The sequence below is a fragment of the Amycolatopsis sp. H20-H5 genome, from assembly GCF_035828755.1.
GTDB lineage: Bacteria > Actinomycetota > Actinomycetes > Mycobacteriales > Pseudonocardiaceae > Amycolatopsis.
This window is the reverse complement of sequence record NZ_JAYMZS010000046.1, coordinates 1-22422: the sequence shown is the minus strand read 5'-3', so window position 1 is coordinate 22422 and position 22422 is coordinate 1. Positions and strand designations below refer to the sequence as shown.

19 protein-coding genes are annotated in these 22422 nt (G+C 69.6%); 10 read left to right on the top strand and 9 right to left on the bottom strand.

The features are described 5' to 3' along the window. Positions 1-305 precede the first annotated feature (305 nt). The 5 genes from QMK34_RS24255 to QMK34_RS24235 all read right to left on the bottom strand — a co-directional run bounded on the left by QMK34_RS24255 (position 306) and on the right by QMK34_RS24235 (position 8212). A complete protein-coding gene (locus QMK34_RS24255) occupies positions 306-773 on the bottom strand; it encodes a helix-turn-helix transcriptional regulator (protein ID WP_326416599.1) in 468 nt (155 codons plus the stop codon). A gap of 212 nt (positions 774-985) precedes the next feature. Further along, positions 986-2653, bottom strand: coding sequence for an LCP family protein (locus tag QMK34_RS24250; protein ID WP_442785201.1), 1668 nt, complete (start codon positions 2651-2653; stop codon positions 986-988). 160 nt (positions 2654-2813) lie between these two features. Next, the gene (locus QMK34_RS24245) at positions 2814-4988 is read right to left on the bottom strand and encodes a phospholipase A2 (protein WP_326416597.1); all 2175 of its coding nucleotides are present in this window, start codon (positions 4986-4988) and stop codon (positions 2814-2816) included. A gap of 64 nt (positions 4989-5052) precedes the next feature. Beyond that, positions 5053-6501, bottom strand: a complete 1449-nt coding sequence (locus QMK34_RS24240) for a diguanylate cyclase (protein WP_442785200.1) — start codon at positions 6499-6501, stop codon at positions 5053-5055. Positions 6502-6997: 496 nt separating this feature from the next. Next, the gene (locus tag QMK34_RS24235) at positions 6998-8212 is read right to left on the bottom strand and encodes an MFS transporter (RefSeq protein WP_326416596.1); all 1215 of its coding nucleotides are present in this window, start codon (positions 8210-8212) and stop codon (positions 6998-7000) included. A gap of 411 nt (positions 8213-8623) precedes the next feature. On the opposite strand from QMK34_RS24235, the gene QMK34_RS24230 reads away from it, so the two are divergent. Then, positions 8624-9517: an SDR family NAD(P)-dependent oxidoreductase gene (locus QMK34_RS24230; protein WP_326416595.1), complete on the top strand. Its 894-nt coding sequence runs from the start codon at positions 8624-8626 to the stop codon at positions 9515-9517. A gap of 103 nt (positions 9518-9620) precedes the next feature. Here QMK34_RS24230 and QMK34_RS24225 read toward each other — a convergent pair whose 3' ends face one another. After that, entirely contained in the window at positions 9621-11468 is a 1848-nt protein-coding gene (locus tag QMK34_RS24225) for an AMP-dependent synthetase/ligase (protein WP_326416593.1), read from the bottom strand. A 202-nt stretch (positions 11469-11670) separates the two neighbouring features. Between QMK34_RS24225 and QMK34_RS24220 the strand changes: the two genes are divergently transcribed. Both QMK34_RS24220 and kynU read left to right on the top strand, forming a co-directional pair. Continuing rightward, positions 11671-12396 carry a transcriptional regulator gene (locus tag QMK34_RS24220; protein WP_326416592.1) on the top strand — a complete coding sequence of 242 codons (726 nt, stop codon included), beginning with the start codon at positions 11671-11673 and terminating at the stop codon, positions 12394-12396. After that, positions 12393-13559, top strand: a complete 1167-nt coding sequence (kynU, locus tag QMK34_RS24215; protein ID WP_326416591.1) for a kynureninase — start codon at positions 12393-12395, stop codon at positions 13557-13559. The genes QMK34_RS24220 and kynU overlap by 4 nt, the downstream gene beginning before the upstream one ends. Here the strand turns inward: kynU and QMK34_RS24210 are convergent. Beyond that, positions 13534-14121 (bottom strand): TetR/AcrR family transcriptional regulator, encoded by a 588-nt coding sequence (locus tag QMK34_RS24210; protein ID WP_326416589.1) that lies wholly within the window; start codon positions 14119-14121, stop codon positions 13534-13536. The two genes, kynU and QMK34_RS24210, sit on opposite strands and share 26 nt — an antisense overlap. A 235-nt stretch (positions 14122-14356) precedes the next feature. On the opposite strand from QMK34_RS24210, the gene QMK34_RS24205 reads away from it, so the two are divergent. The 5 genes from QMK34_RS24205 (at position 14357) to QMK34_RS24185 (ending at position 18988) form a co-directional block, all read left to right on the top strand. Next, positions 14357-14629, top strand: coding sequence for a hypothetical protein (locus tag QMK34_RS24205; RefSeq protein ID WP_326416588.1), 273 nt, complete (start codon positions 14357-14359; stop codon positions 14627-14629). 574 nt (positions 14630-15203) lie between these two features. Further along, on the top strand, positions 15204-17621 hold the full coding sequence (locus QMK34_RS24200; RefSeq protein ID WP_326416587.1) for a sensor histidine kinase: 2418 nt from the start codon (positions 15204-15206) through the stop codon (positions 17619-17621). Then, positions 17621-18040 (top strand): roadblock/LC7 domain-containing protein, encoded by a 420-nt coding sequence (locus QMK34_RS24195; RefSeq protein WP_326416585.1) that lies wholly within the window; start codon positions 17621-17623, stop codon positions 18038-18040. The genes QMK34_RS24200 and QMK34_RS24195 overlap by 1 nt, the downstream gene beginning before the upstream one ends. Then, the gene (locus QMK34_RS24190) at positions 18037-18411 is read left to right on the top strand and encodes a DUF742 domain-containing protein (RefSeq protein ID WP_326416583.1); all 375 of its coding nucleotides are present in this window, start codon (positions 18037-18039) and stop codon (positions 18409-18411) included. The genes QMK34_RS24195 and QMK34_RS24190 overlap by 4 nt, the downstream gene beginning before the upstream one ends. Continuing rightward, on the top strand, positions 18392-18988 hold the full coding sequence (locus tag QMK34_RS24185) for a GTP-binding protein (RefSeq protein ID WP_326416581.1): 597 nt from the start codon (positions 18392-18394) through the stop codon (positions 18986-18988). The genes QMK34_RS24190 and QMK34_RS24185 overlap by 20 nt, the downstream gene beginning before the upstream one ends. Before the next feature lie 500 nt (positions 18989-19488). Here QMK34_RS24185 and QMK34_RS24180 read toward each other — a convergent pair whose 3' ends face one another. Beyond that, on the bottom strand, positions 19489-20490 hold the full coding sequence (locus QMK34_RS24180) for a helix-turn-helix transcriptional regulator (protein ID WP_326416639.1): 1002 nt from the start codon (positions 20488-20490) through the stop codon (positions 19489-19491). 151 nt (positions 20491-20641) lie between these two features. Here QMK34_RS24180 and QMK34_RS24175 point away from each other — a divergent pair, with 151 nt between their 5' ends. Both QMK34_RS24175 and QMK34_RS24170 read left to right on the top strand, forming a co-directional pair. Beyond that, the gene (locus QMK34_RS24175; protein WP_326416580.1) at positions 20642-21088 is read left to right on the top strand and encodes a DoxX family protein; all 447 of its coding nucleotides are present in this window, start codon (positions 20642-20644) and stop codon (positions 21086-21088) included. A 34-nt stretch (positions 21089-21122) separates the two neighbouring features. Then, positions 21123-21596 carry an NUDIX domain-containing protein gene (locus QMK34_RS24170; protein WP_326416579.1) on the top strand — a complete coding sequence of 158 codons (474 nt, stop codon included), beginning with the start codon at positions 21123-21125 and terminating at the stop codon, positions 21594-21596. A 70-nt stretch (positions 21597-21666) separates the two neighbouring features. Here QMK34_RS24170 and QMK34_RS24165 read toward each other — a convergent pair whose 3' ends face one another. Beyond that, positions 21667-22116 carry a single-stranded DNA-binding protein gene (locus QMK34_RS24165; protein WP_326416577.1) on the bottom strand — a complete coding sequence of 150 codons (450 nt, stop codon included), beginning with the start codon at positions 22114-22116 and terminating at the stop codon, positions 21667-21669. Positions 22117-22422: the final 306 nt, after the last annotated feature.

The following is a 22422-nucleotide window of genomic DNA, read 5'->3' as shown; positions in this document are numbered from 1 at the left end:
TTAGGTTGCTGCCCCTGAAGGCCACCATGACGGCGTTAGACGCCGTGAAGGCTCCCATCAGGGCACACGGCAAACCTGGGTTAGCGACTGAAGGGGGCCTTCCCTCGACTCAACCTTGCAAAAGTCCCCTTCACCAGAACAGACCGTGTGAAGGTCCCCGCCCTCGCCACTCAGCTCAACGAACGACACACAAAACACTGAAATGGGTTACACCACAAAAACAACTCAACACACTACTGTCCACAAAGGAACAAGCTGCCACCTCTTGAATTCGCCTGGCCTTCAGGGGCTTTGGGGGAGGGGGATCAGGGGGCGCCCAGCCGGCGCAGCCGCACGATCAGGTCGGCGGTGGGGATGCCGCACAGCTCGGCCATCCGGTCGAGCGCGGGCAGGTCGAGCTGGACCTCGTGGTTCGCGTCGCCGCCCTGGTGCAGGCGGCCCTCGGCCCACCGGCGCAGCGAGCCCAGCTCGGGCTGGTCGTCGACGATCACCTTGCGCAGGTCGACGCGCACGCGTCCCGGCTCGTCGATGAACACCCGGCGGTGCACCTTGGCCAGCAGGTCCTGGGGCAGCTCGTCCATCGCGACACACAGCTCGACCAGGCGCACCACGGAACACTGCCGGGTGCCGAGTTCGTAAGTGGCCAGCGTCTGCAGCGAGATCTCGCTCTGCAGATGCTGGTTCAGCTCCTTGCGCGTCCAGCCACGCTGGCGCCGGAGCTTGCGGAGCTCGTCCCCGAGAATCCGCTGGTAGTCCTCAGCGTCGATCAGCACTCCTCGTCCCCTGCCCTGCCACGTGCTCCCTCGTGTCCTCGCGAGCCGCCGCACGGGCGAACGCGAGTGCACTTCACGTGTATGTAAGTCGGCAGAGGCCCCGCGCTTACGCGATTTCGGGGATGTCTTTCATACCGATTCGACTGATAAGCCGAACGGAGTAACGCCGCTGCTCCGGACGGGCCAGCGTCGACGCCGGAAACCGGGCCGGGTCAGTTGACGCAGGGAACGCCTTGGGCGGTGATCGTCTGGCCGTCGTCCGGCGCCTGGGCGGGAGCCTGCGCCGGGGCGTTCGAGCTGGAGTCGGGCGCCGTCGAGCCGCCCTGGTAGTCCGCACCGAGGAACACCATCACGTGCCCGGCGTCGACGCTCTTGTCCTCCTGGACCGTGGCGGTGATCCCGAGCGCGTCGGCGACGGTCTTCCCGGCGTCCTTCTGTCCCTTCGGGACCCAGATCACGCTTGTCTTGCGGGATGACGAGTTGGCCGTGTCGCCCGCGGTGAACCCCTTCGCGGCGACGTCCTTCGCGACGTTAGCGGCCAGGCCGGTCTTGCCGGAGGAGTTGCGCACGTCGACGGTGGTCTTCTTGTTGTTCTCGTCCGGCGGCGGGGCGGCGGGGGACTCGCCCGGCGGCGGGCCGGCGACGCCCTGCACGAAGTCGTGCACCTGCTTGGGGTCGACCTGGATGGCGACCCCGTCCTCCGGCGTCTTGTACTCGACGTTGACTGTCGGGATGGTCCGGAACTCCAGCTGACCGCCGGAGAGGCCCTTCATCTGCTGGGCGAAGCCGAAGATGTCCCAATTCTGGTTGAGCACGACGGACTTCTTGATCGCCTCGATCAGGTCGTTCAGCTTCGTCGGGCTGCTCAGGGTCCCCGCCGAAAGCACCTTCTTCGCCATCCCCGCCATGAAGACCTGCTGGCGCACCACCCGGTCGAGGTCGCCGCGCGGCAGGCCGTGGCGCTGGCGGACGAACTCGAGCGCCTCCACCCCTGAGATAGTGTGCTCGCCCTTGGTGAACTTCGCGCCGGAGTAGGTGTCGTCGACGTTGTCCTTGAGGCACACGTCGACGCCGCCGACGGCCTTCGTGATGTCACTGAAGCCGAGCAGGTTGACCGCGGCGTAGTTGTCGATGGTCGAACCGGTGAGCTTCTCGATGGTCTGGATCAGCGTCTTTGCCCCGGCCTGGTTGGCCTTCTGGTCCAGTTCCTTGGGGTCGGTGACGCCCTGTTTCTGCAGGTCCTTGCGCGCGGACAGCATCGCGCGCGCATAGGCCGAGTTGATCTTGTGCTTGCCGAAACCGCCGGGAATGTCCACGTAGGAGTCACGCGGCAGCGAGACGGCGACGGCCTTGGAACCGTCGTTCGGGATGTGCACGAAGATCAGGGAGTCGGTGTTCAGCTCGCCGTCGGACTCACCGGCCCGCAGCTGGTCGAGGACCTCCTGCGACAGCGGGTTGCCCTGCGCGTCGGTACGGCTGTCGAGGCCGACCAGCAGGATGTCGCGCGCGCCGTCCGCGGGCTGCGGGCCGCCGGAGGCCGGATCGATGACGTCCTGGTAGTTCAGCCCGTTGACCAGGCCTTCCAGCGAGGCCCACGCGTAGCCCGTCAGACCCATGACCAGCAGGGACACCACGGTCAGGGCGATTTTCGCGCCGCGGAACGAGCTTCGGCGCCGCGGTGGCGGGGACGCCGGGCGGCTGCGGGCCGCGGGCGGGCGGGCCGGGGTGGCCCGGCGAGGGCCGGTGCCGGAGTCCCGGGGGTCACGCCGCGGCGGTGCCGGGCGTGCGGAGCCGGACTGCGGGGCGCGGCGTTCGGGGCCGTCCTGCCAGGGGCGGGCGGGACGGCGGTCCCCTTGCCCATTCCGAGGCGGGTACTCCACGCGAACGGCTCCTTGGGTCGCTGTCTGGTTTCCGGGTCTTTCTTGAAGACGCATGGTGCGTCCTGAGGTTGTCGTAGGGTTACACATCCCCCCGCCGATGTGGTGTCCACCACCCGTTTCGACGGCGATTCGTCGAAGTCGCCTGGTCAGGGGCCTGCTTTCAGGACGCGACGCGCCGGGGCGCCGGGGTGGGCAGCAGGGTCGCGACCAGGGCGAGCGTGGCGAAGACCGCGGTGCCGCCGTGCAGGACGAGGCCGGTGGTGCCCGGCCGGTCCGCGGCCGCGGCCGCGAGCAGCGCCGGCGCGCAGGCGATCGCGCAGGCCACCCAGGTGCCGGTCGCCGCGCTGGTCCCGATCCGGACGGTGTGCAGCAGGAACGTCCCGAGCAGCAGGTGAGTGAGGCTCTGGATCGGGTCGAGCCGCAGGCCCAGCAGGTCCGCGTCGGCCGCGGCGACCCCGAACCGGGCCAGCGCGAAGCCGAACACGCCCAGCGTGGCGTAGCCGATGCCCAGGGCGGTCGCCGCGCGGCCGAGGACGGCTGCGAGCCTGCCCGGCGCGCCGGGGACGAGCAGGGGCCGCCGGTCGGCGGAGTGCCGTTCGAACCACCAGAACACCAGGACCGCGGGGACGGCCAGCAGCGCCAGCGCGAGCAGGGTGTTCGGCCGGACGAGCCAGCCGAAGACGTCCGTCAGCTGCCCCGGCAGGTACACGAGCGCGACCAGCAGCAGCATCGCGGCGAGGAAACAGAGGTAGACGGTCATCGGCGCGCGCAGCGCGAACCGGGCGGCGCCCAGGACGACGGGGCGGGCGCCGAGCCGCGCGAGGGGTCCCGCCAGCAGGCCCAGCACGCTCAGCTGTGTCATGCCGAGCAGCAAAACGCCCCAGGTGGGCGCGGAGAGAGCCGCCGGGGCGCCCGGGCCGCCCAGTAGCAAAGGTGGGGCGCCCAGGACGACGCTCGCGACGACGAGCCCGGCCAGCCCGGCGACGGCCGACCCGGTGAGCAGCCGCCGCGCCGGGCGGAGGCCGTCGGCGTGGACGAAGGCGATCTGCTGCGCGAGCAGCGCGAGACAGAGCGTGGCCGGGTAGCGCGGCCACGCCGAGCCGGAGAGGTTCGCGGCCAGCTCGCCCGCCACGACCAGGCCCAGCAGGGTGAGCGCGACGGCGGCCGGGGCGCGGCGACGCAGGGTCAGCAGCACCGGCGCCGAAACGACGGTCAGCAGATACACCCCGAGCAGCCACAGCGGGTGCAGCGCGATCCGCATCACGGTGGCGTTCGTCCCGGCGGGGACACCCAGCAGCTCCAGTGCCATCGGCACCACCAGCGCGACCACGGCGAAGATCAGCGCGGGACGCAGCAGATGGCCGGCGCGGTCGGCCAGGTAGTGCCGGTATCGGCCGCCCACGGCGGGCACCGCGCGCCAGGCGGCGGCGTTGACGTGGCCCCCGGCGAAGAAATACAGGGGCGCGAGCTGGGCGAGCCAGGTCAGCGGCCAGAGCGACTGCTCGCTCGCGCCCGCCCAGTGCGCGAGCGCGATCGCGGACTCGCCGAGAATCAGCAGTGAGAGCGCGGCGACCCCGAGCAGCGCCCAGCGGTTCACCGGCGCGGCGTCCGGCGGGAGCAGCTCCTCGTCCGGGAGCAGCCCGGCCGAGCGCCGGGTCTGCAGCCAGCCGCGCATCCGGAACACCAGCAGGCAGCCGATCACCAGCACGCCCGCGATCATCGGGCCGATCGGGTCGCCGACCGGCGGGCCCCAGCGCTGGTGCCACGAGTTGATCACCAGTCCGGCGGAGTACAGCGTGGCGACCAGCTGGCAGGTGCGGGGCGAGTCCATCGGGTTGAGCCCGCACGCGGCGTGCATGTCCGCCGAGAGCCGGGCGTCGAGGGCCGCGCGGGCGTCCTGGTCGAGCGGATGGCCCTTTCGCGCCGCGTAGCGCAGCAGGTCGTAACCGAGGTCGTGGGCCTTGCACGGGACGGCGTAGTCCCATTTGGTGTTGTCGTCACCCCAGGGAGTGGAGCAGCCACCGTCGGTGTGCACCGCGCGCACCGTGCCGTCCCTGGCCGTCAGCCGGCCCGGGGTGATCCCGGTCAGCGCGGTGAAGTCGGCGGGCAGCCGGTTCAGCGCGTCGGGGTTCGGGCCGGGGTGGGTGAGGGCGTCGATCGCCTCGCGCGCCGCCAGCACGTCCCCGGTCGGCGGGCCCTGGTCGGGCGGGGACGGCGCCCGGGAGGCGACGAAACCGAAGCCGAACACCAGCAGCACGACCAGCAGGAGCCAGCCCGAGGTCGACAGCGGCCGCCGGATCGGGGCGGCCGGGGTGCGGGGAGCGGGGGCGGGCATGGCTCATAGGGTGCCAGTCCGCCCGCGGCGGCGGCATCGGGCTGACCCCCCGCGCGGGTGGGGGTTATCCGCCGCCCAGCTCCTCCGGCGGCTCGGCCCGGCCGTTCAGCCTGGCGAACCGGACCTGGTTGCGGCCGCCCTCCTTCGCCTCGTAGACGGCGGCGTCGGCGGCGTGCAGCAGCTGTTCGAGCGTTTCACCGTGACGGGGGAACAGCGCCGCCCCGATCGAGGTCGTGCGGCCGGCGATGGTCGTTTTCCCGCCCCGTTTGTCCGTGGTCGCGATATGCAGTTCGGCGATGGCCAGGCGGACCCGTTCGGCGGCCTGCTCGGCGGAGGATTCGTCGATTTCGGGGAGAAGAATGAGGAATTCCTCGCCACCGAACCGGCCGACCAGGTCCGCCGGCCTGGTCACCTCGTCCAGGGTTTGGGCGACGTCGCGCAAAACGTCGTCGCCCGCCGGATGCCCGTAGGTGTCGTTGATCCACTTGAAATGATCGAGATCGATCATGAGCAGCGCGAGCCCGTCCTCGGACCGCGCGGTGCGGCTGAGCGCCCGCTCGGCGGACTCCGACCAGCCGCGCATGTTGAGCACCCCGGTCTTCGGGTCGGTGCGGACGTCGTCCTGCAGCTGGTCGATCTCCGCGAGCCGGTTGAACACCACCGTCACCACGGCCATCACGGCCACCATCGGCGGGATGATCAGCAGCAGGATCGCCGTCACCGCACCGAGTCCGATGGTGATCGCCTCGAGCAGGTTGTCCGCCTTGTTGCCGAGCACGCTGCTCACCGTCGGCTTCGCCGAGGCGCCGAGCGCGAGAATCCCGCCGATGTAAAGGATCTGCACGGCTTCGAAGACGAGTCCGGTGACGATGAGGACGCCGAATTCGCGCACCGGCTCCCAGCCGGTCATCGTTCCCCAGTCGTGCGGGCCGAACGCGGTGAACGTCAGATACGCGAGTGTCCCCGATATCCCGTGGGTGATCGACGAGAACACGAAGTTGTGCGCCGGGCGCCGGGCGATGTACCAATGCTGGATCCGGACCAGTGCGATGATCGACAGTGTCAGTGAAAGCGGGAGAATGACCGTCGCCGGAAAGGTCCACACCGCCGTCAGGTCGATGAGAACGGTTCGGGTCCGGTCCCGCCTGCGTTCCTCCTGGCGCTGGGTCAGCTGGATATGCACGGTCGCGCCGGCGGCCAGAATCGCGAACCGTATCCAGTCGGACCCGCCCGGAACGGCGGAATGGGTGAATGCCAGGACGATAATGACGGCCGCGAGCGCTTCCATGCCGAAAAGAAACGCGACGAATCGGGCCGGGCGGTTCCACAGCGCCCACGCGCGCGGGTCGTACGGATGCCGTTCGGTCTTGGCGGTGCCGTCACTTTCCGGGCCCGGCCGCCCGCTCTCGGTCACCGGTTCCCGCCGGGCAGGTCCCGGCTCAGCCGCTGGTGGACGGCCGGTGCCCGCGGCGCCGTCCGGCCGCCGGGGTGCGTTGCCGGGCACGGCGGGCAATGGTGACCTCTTTCCGCTCCGGCTAACGGGTTGAGTAATCTCTCCGGTACCCGCTCAGCCGACGTTAGTTTTCTGCGGCCGGTACCATCCTCAGTCATCAGCTGTTCGACATCGTCGAGCGGCGAGGCCGCACCCGGGCTCGGCCTCGCCGCCGAAGTGTCCGCCGTCCGGAGGTGATTTTCTTGTCCAGCCGCGATTTCTGATCTTGACAGGTGAATGGTTTCCCATGCTCCGTGCGGAAGGGGTGACGCAAAGTGTCCAGCCGTGACTTCTGAAGGCAGATCGTGTATTTGTTCGTCGTCGGTGTTACAGGGAGGTGGCCACTCGTGTCGAGCCGTGACTTCTGATCCGTGGTGTTTTACCGCCGATGAGATTTTTTTGTCCGCGCCGCGGCGAGCGTTCCGCGTGTGCATCCGCAAGAGCAGAAGGAGTTCAGGTGTCGAGTCGTGACTTCTGAAGGCGGTCCCCGGACCCGGGCCGTTTCCGGCGTTGTCGATCATGTCGCCGGTTGTTCCGGTCCGGCACCGCGCACGCGTCGCCAGACGAAGGCGACGGGAATAGCGAGCAGTAGTCCGACCAGTCCGGCCAGCGAGATCGCGGTGTTCGCCGACCCCAGCCATTCTGCGATTAATCCGCCAAGGCCGACCCCGATGCCCTGTGCGACCCGAAGCCCGGTGCGGTACAGCCCGCCCGCTCCGCCCCTGAGCTCGTTCGGCACCCAGGTGATGAACGTGGCGCTCACCGTGATCAGGTAGGCGCCCGTCGCGCCCGCGAGTGCGAGCAGCACCAAGGCCAGCACCAAATCCGGCTTCGCACCGAAGCCGATCAGCGCCACCATCGGTAGCGACGCGAGCACACCGAGCAGCCGGCGGCGGTTCTCCGCCGAGACGAACTTCGACAGCAGGAACGCGCCCGCGACGAACCCGAGCGGGTCGGCCGCCAGCAGCCAGCCCACCGCCTGGTCCCCGGCGCCGAGCTGATGCGCCAGCGGCGCCGCGAGGCCTTCCGGGATCACCGCGAGGCCCACCAGCCACGAAAGCCAGAGCAGCACGCGCAGGCGACGATCGGCGAACACCCATTTGGCCGCGCCGAACCAGCTCCCGGTGCCGTCCCCGGCCGCCGGCCGCGCCGTCACCGCCGCGCGCACCACGATCGCGCTGATGAGGAAGGTGACCGCGTCGATCGCGAGCGCCCAGCTCGCGCCGACGGTGGTCACCAGCAGCCCGCCCCCGGCCAGGCCCAGCAGCTGGGCGGTGTTGGTGGTGATGCCCCGGATGTCCTGGCTGCGCAGGTAGAGCTCGTCGTCGGTGAAGACTTCCCTGGTCAGCGCGTTCTGCGCGGCGTTACCCGGCGAGTTGACCAGCCGGGCGAGGACGACGAGCCCGCAGAGGACGCCCAGCGGCATGGCGGGCAGGGCCATCAGGCCGACCAGCACGGCCTGCCCGAGCGACGCCGTGATCAGCACGAGGTGGCGGGGGTAGCGGTCGGCCAGCTGCGCGAGGCCGAGGCCGCCCGCGAGCGCGGGCAGGAACGTCAGCGAGTAGACGGCCGCGGAGAGCAGGGCCGAGCCGGTGCGCTGGTAGACCAGAATCGCCAGCGCCACGGTGGTCAGCTGGTCGCCGAGCACCGACTGCGTCTCGGCGAACCAGAGCGCGCGGAATTCGCGGTTCCCGAGTGCGGCCGTGAGCCGCGGCGTCGCGTGGGTCTTCACCGGCTAGTCACTTCCCCGATCGGGTGAACGTTTGCGGCCCGCATTCTGTCCTGTGCTGTGACGGGACCGGCAGGTGCGTCACACCGAACGGCCCGGGGATCAACGTTCAGTATGCCGCTGACTACACGCAGACGAACAGCCGACCTGCTGCGGAAGGAACCGAAGAGCGCGCGCGGTTACTCCGGGTGATCGGCGAACGGAGTCTGCCTGACCTGTCCGTGAGTATCTCCGCACCGATCGATGATCACTCGCTTGGCGCAAGGCGGGCACCGTTCGCCGTGGCCGCGGTGTCGGCTCCGCCGAATGGGCCAACACTGGAAACGAACCGGCGGCACGGCGGTGCGCAGTGGTGCTTGTCACCGGCGGCGGGCTGAAAGCCAGTCGGGCTTACAGGCAGCGGGGAGCGGAGCGATGAACGAACACCTGCAGGACATGGCCGTGGTGGTGACCGGCGCCGGACGGGGACTCGGCGAGGCGTTCGCCGTCCACGCGGCGCAGGCCGGGGCGGCGGTCGTGGTCAACGACATCGACGGTGAGCTGGCCGAGCGGACGGCGGCAGGCATCCGCGCGTTCGGCGGCCGGGCGGTGGCGAGCGGGCACAGCGTGGCGGACCCGGCCCAGGCCCAGGCGATCATCGACCTGTGCGTGGCCGAGTTCGGCTCGATCGGCGGCCTGGTCAACAACGCCGGGCTCAACTACGAGGCGTTGCCGTGGGAGGACGACGTCGAGCTGGCCAGGGAGCTGGTCGAGGTCAACGTGCTCGGGGTGATGTACACCGGGCTGGCCGCGATCAAGGCGATGGTCGCGGCCGGCACCGGCGGCTCGATCGTGAACATCTCCTCCGGCGCGTCGCTCGGCCAGCGGAAGCTGGGCGTCTACGCGGCGAGCAAGGGCGCGGTCGCCTCGCTGACCTACTCCTGGGCGCTGGACCTGGAGGACGCCGGGATCCGGGTCAACGCCGTCTGCCCGCTCGCGCACACCCGCATGGTGTGGAAGTCCGAGCGGTCGCTGCGGGCCTGCCCGCCGGACCGGACGCCGTCGCGGATCGCGCCGGTCGTGCTGTTCCTGCTGGGCGCGGGCTCGCACGGGATCACCGGTCAGATGATCCGCTGCAACGGCCCGCAGCTGCACGTGATGGGCCAGCCGTTCCTCAAGCAGCCGATCCTGGAACGTCAGGTCTGGGACACCGAGACCGTCCAGCGCGCGTTCGACGAGGTCTTCAGCGCCCACCTCGAGAACTACGGCCTCGAGAAGCGCGTCCCGCCCCGGCTCCGCAAGTGGACCGAAGCCACCCGCACCGCCTGACCCGCGAGTCCCTGAAGTCCCTGAAGGCCACCATGAGGGCGTCTAAGTCCCTCATGGTGGCCTTCAGGGACCGTCAGCCGCTCGAGGGTTAGGTGCTCGAGGGTTAGGTGGCGGTGTGGGCTGCTGCGTAGAGCTCCGTGATGTTCGGGCCGTAGCGCTCGTTGATGACGCGGCGCTTGAGCTTCAGGGTCGGGGTGAGCTCGCCGCTTTCGGGCGTCCAGGCCGTCGTGATGACCTGGTAGCGCTTGACCTGCTCGACCCGGGCGAGCCTGCTGTTCGCCGACTCCACCGCCGAGTCGATCTCCGCTCGGACCCGTTCGTGCGCGGCCAGCGAAACGACGTCCGCCGCCTCGATACCGTTCGTCGCGGCCCAGGCGGGCGCGATCTCGTCGTCGAGCACGATCAGCGCGGTGACGTACGGCCGGTCGTCGCCGATCGCGACCGCCTGGCCGATCAGCGGGTGCTCCTTGAGCAACCCCTCGATCTTCGTCGGCGCGATGTTCTTGCCGCTCGAGGTGATGATCAGTTCCTTCTTGCGGTCGGTGATCGAGACGTACCCGTCCTCGTCGATCGTGCCGATGTCGCCGGTGGCGTACCAGCCGTCGGCGTCGACGTCCGGCTTGATCGAGCCGTCCTCCTGCAGGTAACCCAGGAACACGGTCGGCCCGCGGACGAGCAGTTCGCCGTCCTCGGCGAGCTTGACCTCGGAGCCCTCCAGCGGACGGCCGACGGTGCCCGCTTTGAACCCGTCGCCGGAGTTGGAGGTGACCGCGCCGGTGGTCTCGGACAGGCCCCAGACCTCCTTGATCTCGATCCCGAGCCCGGCGATGAAGAACAGGATCTCGACCGGCAGCGCGGCGGCGCCACTGGAGGCGACCTGCACCTGGTCCAGCCCGAGCAGTGCGCGGATGGGCGCCAGCGCGCCCTCGTCGGTCCGGGCGATCTTCTCCGCGAGTTCGGCCGGGACCTCTTGGCCCGCGCTGCGCATCTTGTAGCCCTGCTGCAGTAGTTCGTTGGCTTCCAGCAACGCCGTGCGCCGGTCGGCCGGGGCCGCGGCCAGCATGTTCTTCATGCCCGCGACCATCTTCTCCCACACCCGCGGGACGCCGAAGAAGCTCTGCGGGTGCACCTGGCCGAGCGCCGCGACCACCCCGGACGGGTCGGCCAGCGTGTGCACGTGCCCGGCCCAGACGATCGGCATGTACACCGACAGCTCGCGCTCGGCGATGTGCGCGAGCGGCAGGTAGGCGACGTTGGTGGCGTGCATCGAGGTGCCGTGCAGGGATTGGACGGCGTACGCCTCGTGGATCGCGTTGCGGTGCGACAGCACGACGCCCTTGGGGTCGCCGGTGGTGCCCGAGGTGTAGATCATCGACAGCGGGTCGTCCGCGGTGATCCCGGCCCAGGACCGCTCGAACGCCGATGGATCCGCCGCGTGCTGTTCGGCGCCCTTCGCCCCTACGTCGGCGAAGGAGACGAACCGGTCGTCACCGGCGGGGATCACCGACGCGTCCATGACGACGATGTGCCGCAGCGCGGGCAGGTCGTCGAGCACGCTCAGCCAGCGGCCGAGTTCCTTCTCGCCTTCGATGACGACGACCTTGGCGGCGCTGTGCCTTGCCACATAACGGATCTGCTCGGCGCTCAGCGTCGAGTAGGCGGTGCACGAGAGCACCGATAGGTGCGTGGCGGCCAGATCGGCCACCAGGTGGTCCGGACCGCTCGCCGCCATGATCAGCAGGCGGTCGCCCGCTTCGAGGCCGAGCCCGGCGAGCCCGCGCGACATCCCGGCGATCGCGGTGCGGAACTCACGCCAGGTCAGGGTCGGCTTTCCCTCGATGTCGAGCGAGGTCACCGCGGGCAGGTCCGGGAACTCGGTGGCGTTGCGATGGACCAGTTTCGGGATCGTCTGGCCTTCGGTCTGCTCGGCGACGGACTGCGGAGTGGTCAACGCTGGCCTCCTCGATGCTGCCTTTGGCCACACTGTAGGGGCACCCGCGCCTCGGAGGATAGAGATCCGCGGCCAGGCCGCACGGCCGCGAACCGTCCACCAACCCCGGTCCCACCTGGTCGGCTACCGGCCGCTCGCCACGTCCGAGGTGATCACGCTTGAATGGGTGGGCACAGTCCCCGAACCCCAGGAGCGATCCCCGATGACCGGTTCAGCGCGTGAGCTTCTCGACGCGGTCCAGGCCGAGCTGGCGCCCCGCGACGAAGACAACCGCCTGGTGCCCCTGATCGTCGAAGGCAGGGCGCCGCGCGCGGTGTTCGCCGCCATCGCGGCCGAGGAGCACCGCATCGTGCGCAGCGACTGGCGCAGTTTTCTCCTGCTGGCTTCCCGGGCGGAGGAACAGACGGCGCGGGAGTTCTTCGGCGGGCTCGCGGCGGGGGAGGGCCTCGCGCTGGGCAAGCTCGCCGGGCTCGCCGCCGCGACCGGGCTGGACGAGGACGCGCTGCGGGACTACGAGCCGCGCGCGGGCTGCCAGGCGTATCCGGCGTACTTCGCGTGGCTGGCGCTGAACGGCGAAGCGGCGGAGGTCATCGTCGCGCTCATCGCCAACTTCGCCGCGTGGGGCCGTTACTGCGCCGCCATCGCCACCGCGATGCGTGCGCGGTACGGCTTCGACGACGAGGCCTGCGGGTTCTTCGACTTTTTCGCCACGCCGGTCCCGGAGGTCGAGGCGCAGGCCGTCACCGCGGTTCAGGTGGCGCTCGACGCGGGCAGGCTGGACGTCCGGGAGGCCAGGACGTACGCGCGGCTCTTCCAGAGCTACGAGCTCAGCTTCTGGAACACGCTGGCCTCGCCGCACCCCGCTTCGCAGCTCAGCCAGTCCGGCGACATTGGTTCGAAGATGACAGCTTCAGAGGTGACCGAATGATGCTCGAGACCGAGGCTGAGGCGCTCGACGAAGCCGATCCCCTCGCCGCCAAACGCGACGAGTTCGACCTCGACCCCGAGATCGCCTACTTCGACGGGAACTCGCTCGGCGCGCCGCCCCGGCATGTCGCCGAGCGGCTCGCCGGCGCGGTGCGCGAACAGTGGGCAGGCCGGCTCATCCGGTCCTGGTCCGAGGGCTGGTGGGAGCTGCCGGAGCGGGTCGGCGGCCGGATCGCGCCCCTGGTCGGCGCCGCGCCGGGCCAGGTCGTGGTCGGCGATTCGACCAGCGTGAACCTCTTCAAGGCGCTGGTCGCCGCGGTGCGGCTCAACCCCGGCCGCGACGAGATCCTCCTAGACGGCGACACCTTCCCGACCGACGGCTACATCGCGGGCGAGGTCGCCAGGCTGACCGGGCACACCCTCCGGCGTGTGCGCACCGGCGACCTGCCGTCCGCGCTGTCCGAGCGGACGGCCGTCGTGTTGCTCAACCACGTCGACTACGTGACGGGACGGCTGCACGACATGGCCGCGCTCACCGCGGTGGCGCACGAGGCCGGGGCACTGGTGCTCTGGGACCTTTGCCACAGCGTCGGCGCGATTCCCATCGAGCTCGACGTGCTCGACGTCGACCTCGCCGTCGGCTGCACGTACAAGTTCCTCAACGGCGGCCCCGGTTCGCCCGCGTTCGTCTACGTCGCGACGCGCCTGCTCGGCGGTTTCGAGCAGCCGCTCGCCGGCTGGGCCGGGCACGCCGACCCGTTCGCGATGGGGGCGGACTACCGGGCGGACCCGGGGATCAGCCGGGCCAGGGCGGGCACGCCGGACATCCTGTCGATGCTCGCGCTGGACGCCGCGCTCGACGTCTGGGACGGCGTCAGCCGCGTCGCGGTCCGCGAGAAGGGGCTGGCGCTGGGCGAATTCTTCCTGCGGTGCGTGGACGAACTCCTGCCGGGGACCCGGGTGCTGACCCCGCGCGACCCGGCGCGCGGCCATCAGATCTCGCTCGCCGACGACGCGGCCAGGCAGACCATGGACGCGCTCATCGCGCGGGGCGTGATCGGCGACTTCCGGCCGCCGAACGTGCTGCGGTTCGGGCTGGCGCCGCTCTACACCCGCTACGAGGAGGTGCTGCGCGCCGTCACGACGCTGGCCAAGGTGCGCTGATGACGGCTTCGGCCGCGCGGATCAGGCTCGCGCGGACGTCGGCGGCGTCCTCGAGGTACCCGCCGACCATCGCGCCGTCCCGCAGCAGGGTGAGCTCGCGCGCGCCCTCGGCCGGTTCGGGATGGCCGGTGGCCTCGAGGACCCCGGCGACCGCCCCGCGGAACCACGTGCGGTGCTCCCGCACCACGCGGCGGACGGGATGCTCCGGGGCCGGGTACTCGGCGGCGGCGTTGATGAACGGGCAGCCGCGGAAGCCGGGACCGCGGATCTCGTCGCCGATGCCGAGCATCAGCAGCTTGAGCAGCTCGGCCGGGGCCGCCCGCAACGCGGCGGCCTCGGCGACCCTGGCCCGGATGGCGGCGTCCTCGCCTTCGAGGTACGCGCGGACGAGGTCCTCCTTGCCGGGGAAGTGCCGGTAGAAGGTGGCGCGGCTGACCTCGGCGGCGGTGATGACCTCGTCGACGGCGATCGCGTGGATGCCACTGGCGTAGAAGATCCGCGACGCCGTCTCCAGCAGGCGCTCCCTGGCCGCGGACCGGCGGCCGGTCGGGGTGGCTGTCATGACACCAGCGTAGAGAACGTTCTGTCTCGTCAGTCCCGGTGACCGGTGACTTCGAGCTGAGCGGAGCTGAATTCTTTTCGTATTATAAAGTCATTTGCCTTATTCCTCGGTGTATTCGTAGTCCTTTCGGGTGAGGTTTCCCCGTATCCGCGCCGGGGAGCTTGGTATGCTCGCGGCCGGGGTATGAACAAGATCCTTATGCTGCAGGGCAAGGAAAAGCTTTCGGGGGAGTGAAATGCGCCCACCTTCGGCCGCGCGTTCGACTGAGCATCGTCGCGCCCACTTCCCGCCCTATCTCGTCGTGCCGAGCGCCGCGCTGCTCGTGTTCCTCGTGCTCCGGTTCGGTGGCGTGGTGCTCGCCTATCCGGTCGAGAGCCTGCTGGTGGCGATTCTCGTCTGCGCGATCGGCACCCTGGTCTGGGCGTGCCGCGAACTGCTGCGCGACGCCGCGCGGCGGGTCGACTCGATCCTCGACGAGGAGCTCGGCCCGCAGGGCCGTGACGACTAGTCGTCCACCCGCGCTTTCTTTCCGGTCGAATTGAGTGCCGCGCGGGGAAATAAATCGGGATACGGATATTTTTAGTTTTCTCGCAAGAGTTCGGTAGTCACTCGGTTGCCGTTCGGGTGACGAAATTGACTGCGCTGCGTGACTGAGGTCACCGGGCGCTTTTCGGCGGCCTCTGGAGTATTGTTGCGTGATCGGCGTCCGCCACAACGGACACCGCCGAGACAGAACCGTTCCCGGACGATCAAGGCCCTGTCAGGCCATACGTCCACGTGAAGCCCTGGCGACCAGGCGGCAAACGACCACGGTGAGCGGTTATCCAATTTCCAGGCTGTTCGGGCTCGCGTTAGCAGGTCACGGGAAACGTGACCCTTGCTCACATCCGGACTTGACTCACCCATCGGGGTTTGCCTACCGTCTTCGCGGGTGCAGCGGACACGGTGAGTTGATCCGGCTCTCGGAATCCGGGTGATCAGCCCCCGGCTACCCGACACCCAAGAACTGCCGGAAGGAATACGGGACCACGGTGAAGCAGATTTCTCTTCGGCGAGGCCGGGGCTCTTCGATTCGTTCACGAGTGCTGACGATCGCGCTCGTTCCCAGCATCGTGCTGCTGCTCTCCGCGTTCGCGGTCGGCGGCTACCTCATCTACGACGCCGTGCACGGCCGCGACTTCGCGACCAAGATCCGGAACTCGGGGGGGCCGTCTTTCCCGTTCTTCAGCGCCGTGCAGGAGGAACGCCGGCTGAGCCTGCGTGAGCTCGCCGGCAACAAGACCGAGCACGCCACGCTCCTCGCGCAGCGCGACAAGACCGACGCCGCCGCCGCGGACGTCAGCGCGAACCTGCAGAACTTCATCGGCGACGCCCCGGCGAGTGTGCAGCGCAACATCGCCGTCCTGAGCGGCCTGCTGCAAAAGGCCCCGCAGCTTCGCCAGCAGATCGACGCCGGGCAGATCAGCCAGCTGGACGCCTTCGGTTACTACAACAAGATCATCGACCAGTTCGTCGACGGACTCACCGGGCTGGCGCAGGACGCGCCCAACGCGCAGAACGCCTTCGACCGCATCACCGCCGTGCCGCTGTTCATCGCGACCGACCAGATGCAGCGGGCCGACGCGCTGGCCGCGGCCGCCGAAGCGGGCGGCGGGTTCACCGACGAGAACTACCGCGCGTTCGTCACCCAGGTCGGCGCCTACCGCACCCAGCTCGACGCCTCGGTCGAACGGCTGATTCCCGAGGTCAGGGCCAAGTACGACCAGCTGATCGCCAGTGACGCGTGGAAGACCGTCACCACGGTCGAGAACACGCTGCTGACCAACAGCAAGGCCAAGCTCCCGGTGCCGGAGGACCAGTGGCGCGCCGCCGCGGCCCAGGTCAGGGGCGGCCTGTCGGCCGTGTTCGTCCAGCAGAGCGCGAACGCGACCAACACCGCCATCGACGAAGCCGACAACACACTGCTCACCTCGGCGATCGCGGCGGCCATCGCGCTGCTCGTCGCCGTCGCGGTGTTCTTCTTCGCGCTGCGGCTGTCGAACCGGCTCATCGGCAGGCTGGCCCGGCTGCGCGAGGACACCCTCGACGTCGCGGAGGTCCAGCTGCCCGAGCTCGTGGCCAGGGTGCGGGCCGGTGAGTACGTCGACGTCGAGGAAGGCGCCTACCTGCTCGACCACGGCGACGACGAGATCGGCGAGGTCGCGAAGGCCTTCAACAAGGCGCAGCAGACCGCCGTCGCGGCCGCCGTGGACGAGGCCAAGACCCGTGAGGGCACCAAGGCGGTGTTCCTCAACATCGCGCATCGCAGCCAGGTCATCGTGCACCGCCAGCTCAAGGTGCTCGACCAGGCCGAGCGTAAGCAGGAGGACCCGGACCAGCTGGACACGCTGTTCCAGCTCGACCACCTCTCCACGCGGGCCCGGCGCAACGCGGAGAACCTGATCATCCTCGGCGGCGGCCAGCCCGGCCGTCAGTGGCGCAACCCGGTCAGCCTGACCGAGCTGGTGCGCGGCGCTTCGGCCGAGACCGAGGACTTCGCCAGGGTCAAGACGGCGAAGCTGCCGTCGATCGCCGTGCAGGGCCCGGTGGTCGGCGACCTCGTGCACCTGCTCGCCGAGCTGATCGACAACGCGACCTCCTTCTCGCCGCCGCAGTCGCGGGTCGAGGTCCGCGGCAACGTGGTCGGCAAGGGCGTCGTGATCGAGGTCGAGGACCAGGGCCTCGGCATCGAGCCGGAGCAGGGCGACCAGCTCAACCAGATGCTCGCCGACCCGCCGGACTTCGGGATCATGGCGCTTTCGGTCGAACCGCGGCTCGGGTTGTTCGTGGTCGCGCGTCTGGCCGCGCGCCACGGCATTTCGGTCCACCTGCGCGAATCGGCCTACGGCGGTACCCGCGCCATCGTGCTCGTCCGGTCCGATCTGCTCAGCGCGGCCACGTCCGGCGAATCGCCGTCGGGCGAGCTCCCGATCGTCGAGCCGACGCCGGTGCTCGCCGAGGACAACGGCGCTCCGGTGATGCCGCCCGTGCGTCCGCTGCGCCGCGCCCGGCACCGCACCGAGCCGCCGCTCGGCGTGCCTGCCCCGGTGTCGGCCGCGCCCCCGCTGCCCGTGGACAGCGCGCAGACGTTGCCTCCCCGGCCGCCGCGCCCGCCCCGGCCGGAGCCGATCCGCCCGCAGCAACCCGCAGCCCAGCTCCCGCCGGCGTGGCCGCCGCAGGACACCCGCCAGCCCCAGGGCGGTCATCCGCAGCAGCCGAGCCGTCCCGAGGCGCCCGGCAGGCCGGCTCTGCCGCAGCGACGTCGTCAGCAGAGCCTGGTCCCGCAGCTTCGGGAGGACAGGCCCGCCGCGCCGACGCAGGAGATCCGGCCGGACACGCCGGAACTGGCGCGCAACCGTCTTTCGGCGTTCCAGCAGGGCACCCGGCGCGGCCGTGAGCAGGAGCCTGAGCCGCAGTACGAAGACCTCGACATCAACGATGGGTACGGAGAGCGCGAGTAATGGTCAATTCAGGGGTCAGTGAGCTCGACTGGTTGCTGGACGACCTGGTGAAGCGGGTCGCCGGCGCCGATCGCGCGGTGGTGCTCTCGGCGGACGGCCTGCTCATCGGGCGGTCGGGCAATCTGTCCGAAGAGGACGGTGAGCACCTGTCCGCGGTCGCTTCGGCGTTCCAGAGCCTCGCCAGGGGTACCGGACGGCACTTCGGGGGCGGTAACGTACGCCAGACCATGGTCGAGATGGACCACGCGTTCCTGTTCGTCACGGCCGCCGGTCGTGGCGCGTGTCTCGCGCTGCTCGCCACCGAGGACGCTGACATGGGCTTGGTCGCCTACGAAATGAACATGATGGTCAAGCGGGTCGGGGCCGTTCTCACCGCGGCGCCCCGGGCCGCCACGGCGGCTCCGCCCGGCCAGCCATGAACGGCCGGCACGAAGCCTGGTTCGAGGACGAGGCCGGGCCGCTGGTCCGGTCGTACGCCGTCACGGGTGGCCGCACGCGTTCGGACACCCTCGGTCTCGACCTGATCACGCTCGTGGTGGCCATGCGCTCGGCCGCCGAGGTGGGCGGCGGGCTGGAGCCCGAGTACGGCCGGATCCTCAACCTGTGCCTGCACCCGACTTCGGTCGCCGAGGTGGCCGCCCGGGTCGATCTGCCCTTGCCGGTGGTCAAGGTGTTGCTCAGCGATCTCATCGAGCAGAATCTCGTGCTGTTCCGCACCGCGGCCCCGGCGTCCGACAAGCCCAACAAACACGTACTCCAGGCGGTTCTTGATGGCATCCGGAAACTCTGAGCCTCCTCGGCGCACGCTGACCGCCAACGCGGTGAAGGTGCTGATCGCGGGTGGTTTCGGGGTCGGCAAGACGACGATGGTCGCCTCGGTCAGCGAGGTGCCCCCGCTGCGCACCGAGGAAGTGATCACCGCGGCCTCGGAGGGTGTCGACGACCTCTCGGGGGTTGAAAAGAAGACCACCACGACGGTCGCACTCGACTTCGGCCGCATCACGATCAACCCTGAGTTGATCCTCTATCTGTTCGGCACCCCGGGTCAGGACCGTTTCTGGTTCATGTGGGACGAACTGGCCGAAGGTGCCCTGGGCGCGGTAGTCCTGGCAGACACCCGCCGCCTGGACAGCTGTTTCGCCGCGGTGGACTTCTTCGAACGCCGAAACCTCCCGTTCGTGGTGGGAGTCAACTGTTTCGACGGCGCCTACCGCTACGGAACCGAAGAGGTCCGATCAGCCTTGGACCTGGGCCCCGAAGTACCCCTCCTCCTCTGCGACGCTCGCGAACGCGACTCAACCAAGCAGGTACTGACAATCCTGATGGAGCACGTAATGGCCCGCAACGACCTAGCCCCCAGCTACTAACAGCGGCGCCACCCCCACCCCCACCCGCCACCCGCCACCCGCCACGAGCAGCCCAGACTCAGCCACGCCTGTCACCGGTCCCCAAGACTCAGCCACGTTTGTCACCGGTCGCCCAGACTCAGCCACGCCTGTCACCGGTCCCCAAGACTCGGCCATGACAGTCACCGGTCGCCCAGACTTCACAATGCGCGGAACCGCCAAGACTTAGCCGCGCCAGTCACCGGACCTCCAAGACTTGGCCACGCTTGGCCTCGGACCCCAAGACTTCACAGTGTGCGGAACCGCCCAGACTCAGCCGCGCCAGTCACGCTCCATCCAGACTTGTCCCCGACACGCTCCACTAAAACCCCGCCACCGCTGTGGTCCGGGACCACAGCGTCTCCGCGAGCTTTGCGAGTGGAGACTTCACCGCCGCGCGCCCTCTTTGCGGCCGCCAGGCCGCCCCAACTCGCGACGGTAGGTCGCCCCCCTTCAAGCAAAAGCCGCACTTACGCTGGAAGTCAGGGGCGACCTGGCGGCGCGAGTTTGTGAGCGCGCTGGCCAAAAAACACAGCCCGCCGGTACCGCTCAGCAAGAACCCGAAGCGCCTCAACCAACTCAGGCGGCTCCGTCACCGTGAAGTCCACTCCCAGCAACCCGAGATAGACAGCCACAGTTTCCACACTGTCGGCCCCGGTCTCTAGCACACAGGTCCGCGCGTCCACGGCCTCAACCACCCCCACTGCGGGGTTGATCCGTTCGGCGACGACCTCGGCCGAAGCGTGCACGGTCACCCGCGCCCGGTACCGCCAAGCGGCAGCGGAAACCCGCCGGGAGACAAAAGCCGCGACATCACCCCCTGGCACCTCCCTGGCGCTGAACCGGGGCCCGGTCGGAATTTTCGGCACCAGCCGGTCTACGCGAAACGTCCGCCAGTCGCCCCGGTCGACGTCCCAGGCCACGAGATACCAGCGCCGCCCCCAGTTGACCAGCCGATGCGGTTCGGTGACGCGCACGCTCTGCTCGCCTCGGTGCCCCCGGTAGTCGAACCGGAGCCGCTCGCGGTCCCGGCACGCGGCCGCGATGGCGGTGAGCGTCGCGGCGTCGATGGTCGGCCCCGGATTGTCCGCGGGCACTCGGACCATCGCGGTCTGCAGCGTGTTGACGCGGTGGCGCAGCCGGGAAGGGAGCACCTGTTCAAGCTTCGCGAGCGCCCGTAGCGCCGTCTCCTCAATCCCGGCGATGGTTCCGGTGGCGGCGGTCCGCAGCCCGACCGCGACCGCGACGGCCTCCTCGTCGTCGAGCAGCAGCGGCGGCATGGCCGCGCCCGCGCCGAGCCGGTACCCCCCGACGGCGCCGCGGGTGGCGTGCACCGGATATCCCAGGGACCGCAGCCGCTCGACGTCGTTGCGCACTGTGCGGCCGCTGACCTCCAGCCGTCCGGCCAGCTCGGTCCCTGTCCATTCCCGGGGCATCTGGAGCAGCGAAAGCAGACGGAGCAGGCGTGCCGAGGTTTCGAGCATGTCCCAGTCTGACACCCATCTAGGAACATCACCTTCCTAGATTGACCCCGCGGAAACTCGTCCGAAAACTTTTCCGGCCGAGGTCGAAATCGCGCCGGGCCGCTCGACGTACTGGTGAAAGCCCACCGGACACCACCGAGAGGACAGTGCGATGACCACCACGGCCACCAGGACCGAGAGCACCACCGAAGCCACCGCCAAGACCGGCGCCAAGTCGACCGAGTTCGTCCTTTCCGCGACGCGGATCGTCGTCGGCTTCCTGTTCGTCTGCCACGCGACCCAGGGACTCTGGGGCACCTTCGGCGGAGTCGACGGCGCGGGCGGCGCGGTGCCGCTCGGCAGCTGGCCCGGCTGGTGGGGCAGCCTTTTCGAGCTGATCGGCGGCGCGCTCGTGCTGGCGGGCCTGTTCACCAGGGTCGCCGCCGTGCTGTGCTCGGGTGTCATGGCCTACGCCTACTTCACCGTGCACGCGCCGATGGGCCTCTTCCCGCTGCAGAACATGGGCGAGCAGTCCGTGCTGTTCTGCTGGATCTTCCTGCTCTTCGCGTTCGTCGGCCCGGGTCGCTGGGCACTGGACTCCTTGCGCAGGAGTGCCTGAACGAGCCGGCGGGCGGCACGGGAGACTGGGCGGCATGGCGGTCAAGCGCAGTGCCGGGATCCTGGTCTTCCGTTTCGTCTCGGGTGAGGTCGAAGTGCTGCTGGGGCACATGGGCGGGCCGTACTTCGCCCGCAAGGACGCTTCGGCCTGGTCGATCCCCAAGGGCGAGTACGAGCAGGACGAGACCGCCGAGGCCGCCGCGCGGCGTGAGTTCCAGGAGGAGCTCGGCCTGCCCGCGCCCGAGGGTGAGTACGTCCCGCTGGGCGAGGTCAAGCAGTCCGGCGGCAAGATCGTGACGATCTGGGCGGTGGCCGGGGAACTCGACCCCGCGCTGGTCGACCCCGGCACGTTCGAGATGGAGTGGCCGCCGCGTTCGGGCACGCTGCAGGAGTTCCCCGAGATCGACCGGGTCGGCTGGTTCGACCTCGAGACGGCCGCGGTGAAGCTCGGCGCCGGGCAGCGCCCCTTCCTCGGCCGCCTGGCCGAGCATCTCGCCATAGTCTCCTGAAACATAGTCTCCTGAAGCGGGCTTTCCGGGCGGAATCCGCCGGGAAAGCCCGCTCTTCGGCGCCGCGCGTTCAGAACGGCGGCTCGCCCACACCGGCGGCCACGGGTGTCCGCGTCCACGAGTCGGCGCTCTCGCCGGTGCCGGTGCCGGTGCCGTGCCCGGCCTTGGTCACCTTGGCCGTGGCATAGCGCAGCGCGGGCCCGATCTCCTCGACCTCGAGCTCGACGACGGTGCGCTTCTCGCCCTCCTTGGTCTCGTAGGACCGCTGTCTGAGCCGCCCTTGCAGGATGACCCTGGTGCCGCGTGTGAGCGACTCCGCCACGTTTTCCGCGTACTGGCGCCAAATGCTGCAGCGCAGGAACAGCGCTTCGCCGTCCTTCCACTCACCCGACGCCTTGTCCAGCGCGCGGGGCGTGGACGCGACGGTGAAGTTCGCGACTGCCGCGCCGGACGGGGTGAAGCGGAGCTCGGGGTCGGACGTCAGGTTGCCGATCACCGTGATCACCGTGTCTCCAGCCATGGGACTGCCTCCTCCAGATGTTCGCGGGCCCCGGCCGGGTCACCGCTCTCGCCTTCGAGGACACCACTGGGGTCCGACAATTTCGGGGGTCTTGGGCTCCTATGTCACTCGGCCGGGTGTACGACGCGGTGGTTCACGCCCGCCGCCTCGGCCCCTCACTCGCACCCGTCCGCTGAAGTCCCTGAAGACATCCCTGGGTTTTGTTTGTCAAGCGGCGGTGGTGTTTTGTCTGGTTTGTGTGGTGGTGTGGTGTGCCCAGGCTGTGTTTTCGTTGTAGTGGGTGTGGGTTTTGAGGCAGCCGTGCAG

Bases quoted from the DNA above. Each gene is read 5' to 3' on its own strand.
- QMK34_RS24205 (WP_326416588.1), top strand. From the start codon at position 14,357: ATGCGCCCACCTTCGGCCGCGCGTTCGACTGAGCATCGTCGCGCCCAC.
- QMK34_RS24185 (WP_326416581.1), top strand. From the start codon at position 18,392: ATGGCATCCGGAAACTCTGAGCCTCCTCGGCGCACGCTGACCGCCAAC.
- QMK34_RS24165 (WP_326416577.1), bottom strand. From the start codon at position 22,116: ATGGCTGGAGACACGGTGATCACGGTGATCGGCAACCTGACGTCCGAC.
- QMK34_RS24245 (WP_326416597.1), bottom strand. From the start codon at position 4,988: ATGCCCGCCCCCGCTCCCCGCACCCCGGCCGCCCCGATCCGGCGGCCG.
- QMK34_RS24210 (WP_326416589.1), bottom strand. From the start codon at position 14,121: ATGACAGCCACCCCGACCGGCCGCCGGTCCGCGGCCAGGGAGCGCCTG.
- QMK34_RS24190 (WP_326416583.1), top strand. From the start codon at position 18,037: ATGAACGGCCGGCACGAAGCCTGGTTCGAGGACGAGGCCGGGCCGCTG.
- QMK34_RS24180 (WP_326416639.1), bottom strand. From the start codon at position 20,490: ATGCTCGAAACCTCGGCACGCCTGCTCCGTCTGCTTTCGCTGCTCCAG.
- QMK34_RS24175 (WP_326416580.1), top strand. From the start codon at position 20,642: ATGACCACCACGGCCACCAGGACCGAGAGCACCACCGAAGCCACCGCC.
- kynU (WP_326416591.1), top strand. From the start codon at position 12,393: ATGATGCTCGAGACCGAGGCTGAGGCGCTCGACGAAGCCGATCCCCTC.
- QMK34_RS24170 (WP_326416579.1), top strand. From the start codon at position 21,123: ATGGCGGTCAAGCGCAGTGCCGGGATCCTGGTCTTCCGTTTCGTCTCG.
- QMK34_RS24220 (WP_326416592.1), top strand. From the start codon at position 11,671: ATGACCGGTTCAGCGCGTGAGCTTCTCGACGCGGTCCAGGCCGAGCTG.
- QMK34_RS24230 (WP_326416595.1), top strand. From the start codon at position 8,624: ATGAACGAACACCTGCAGGACATGGCCGTGGTGGTGACCGGCGCCGGA.
- QMK34_RS24195 (WP_326416585.1), top strand. From the start codon at position 17,621: ATGGTCAATTCAGGGGTCAGTGAGCTCGACTGGTTGCTGGACGACCTG.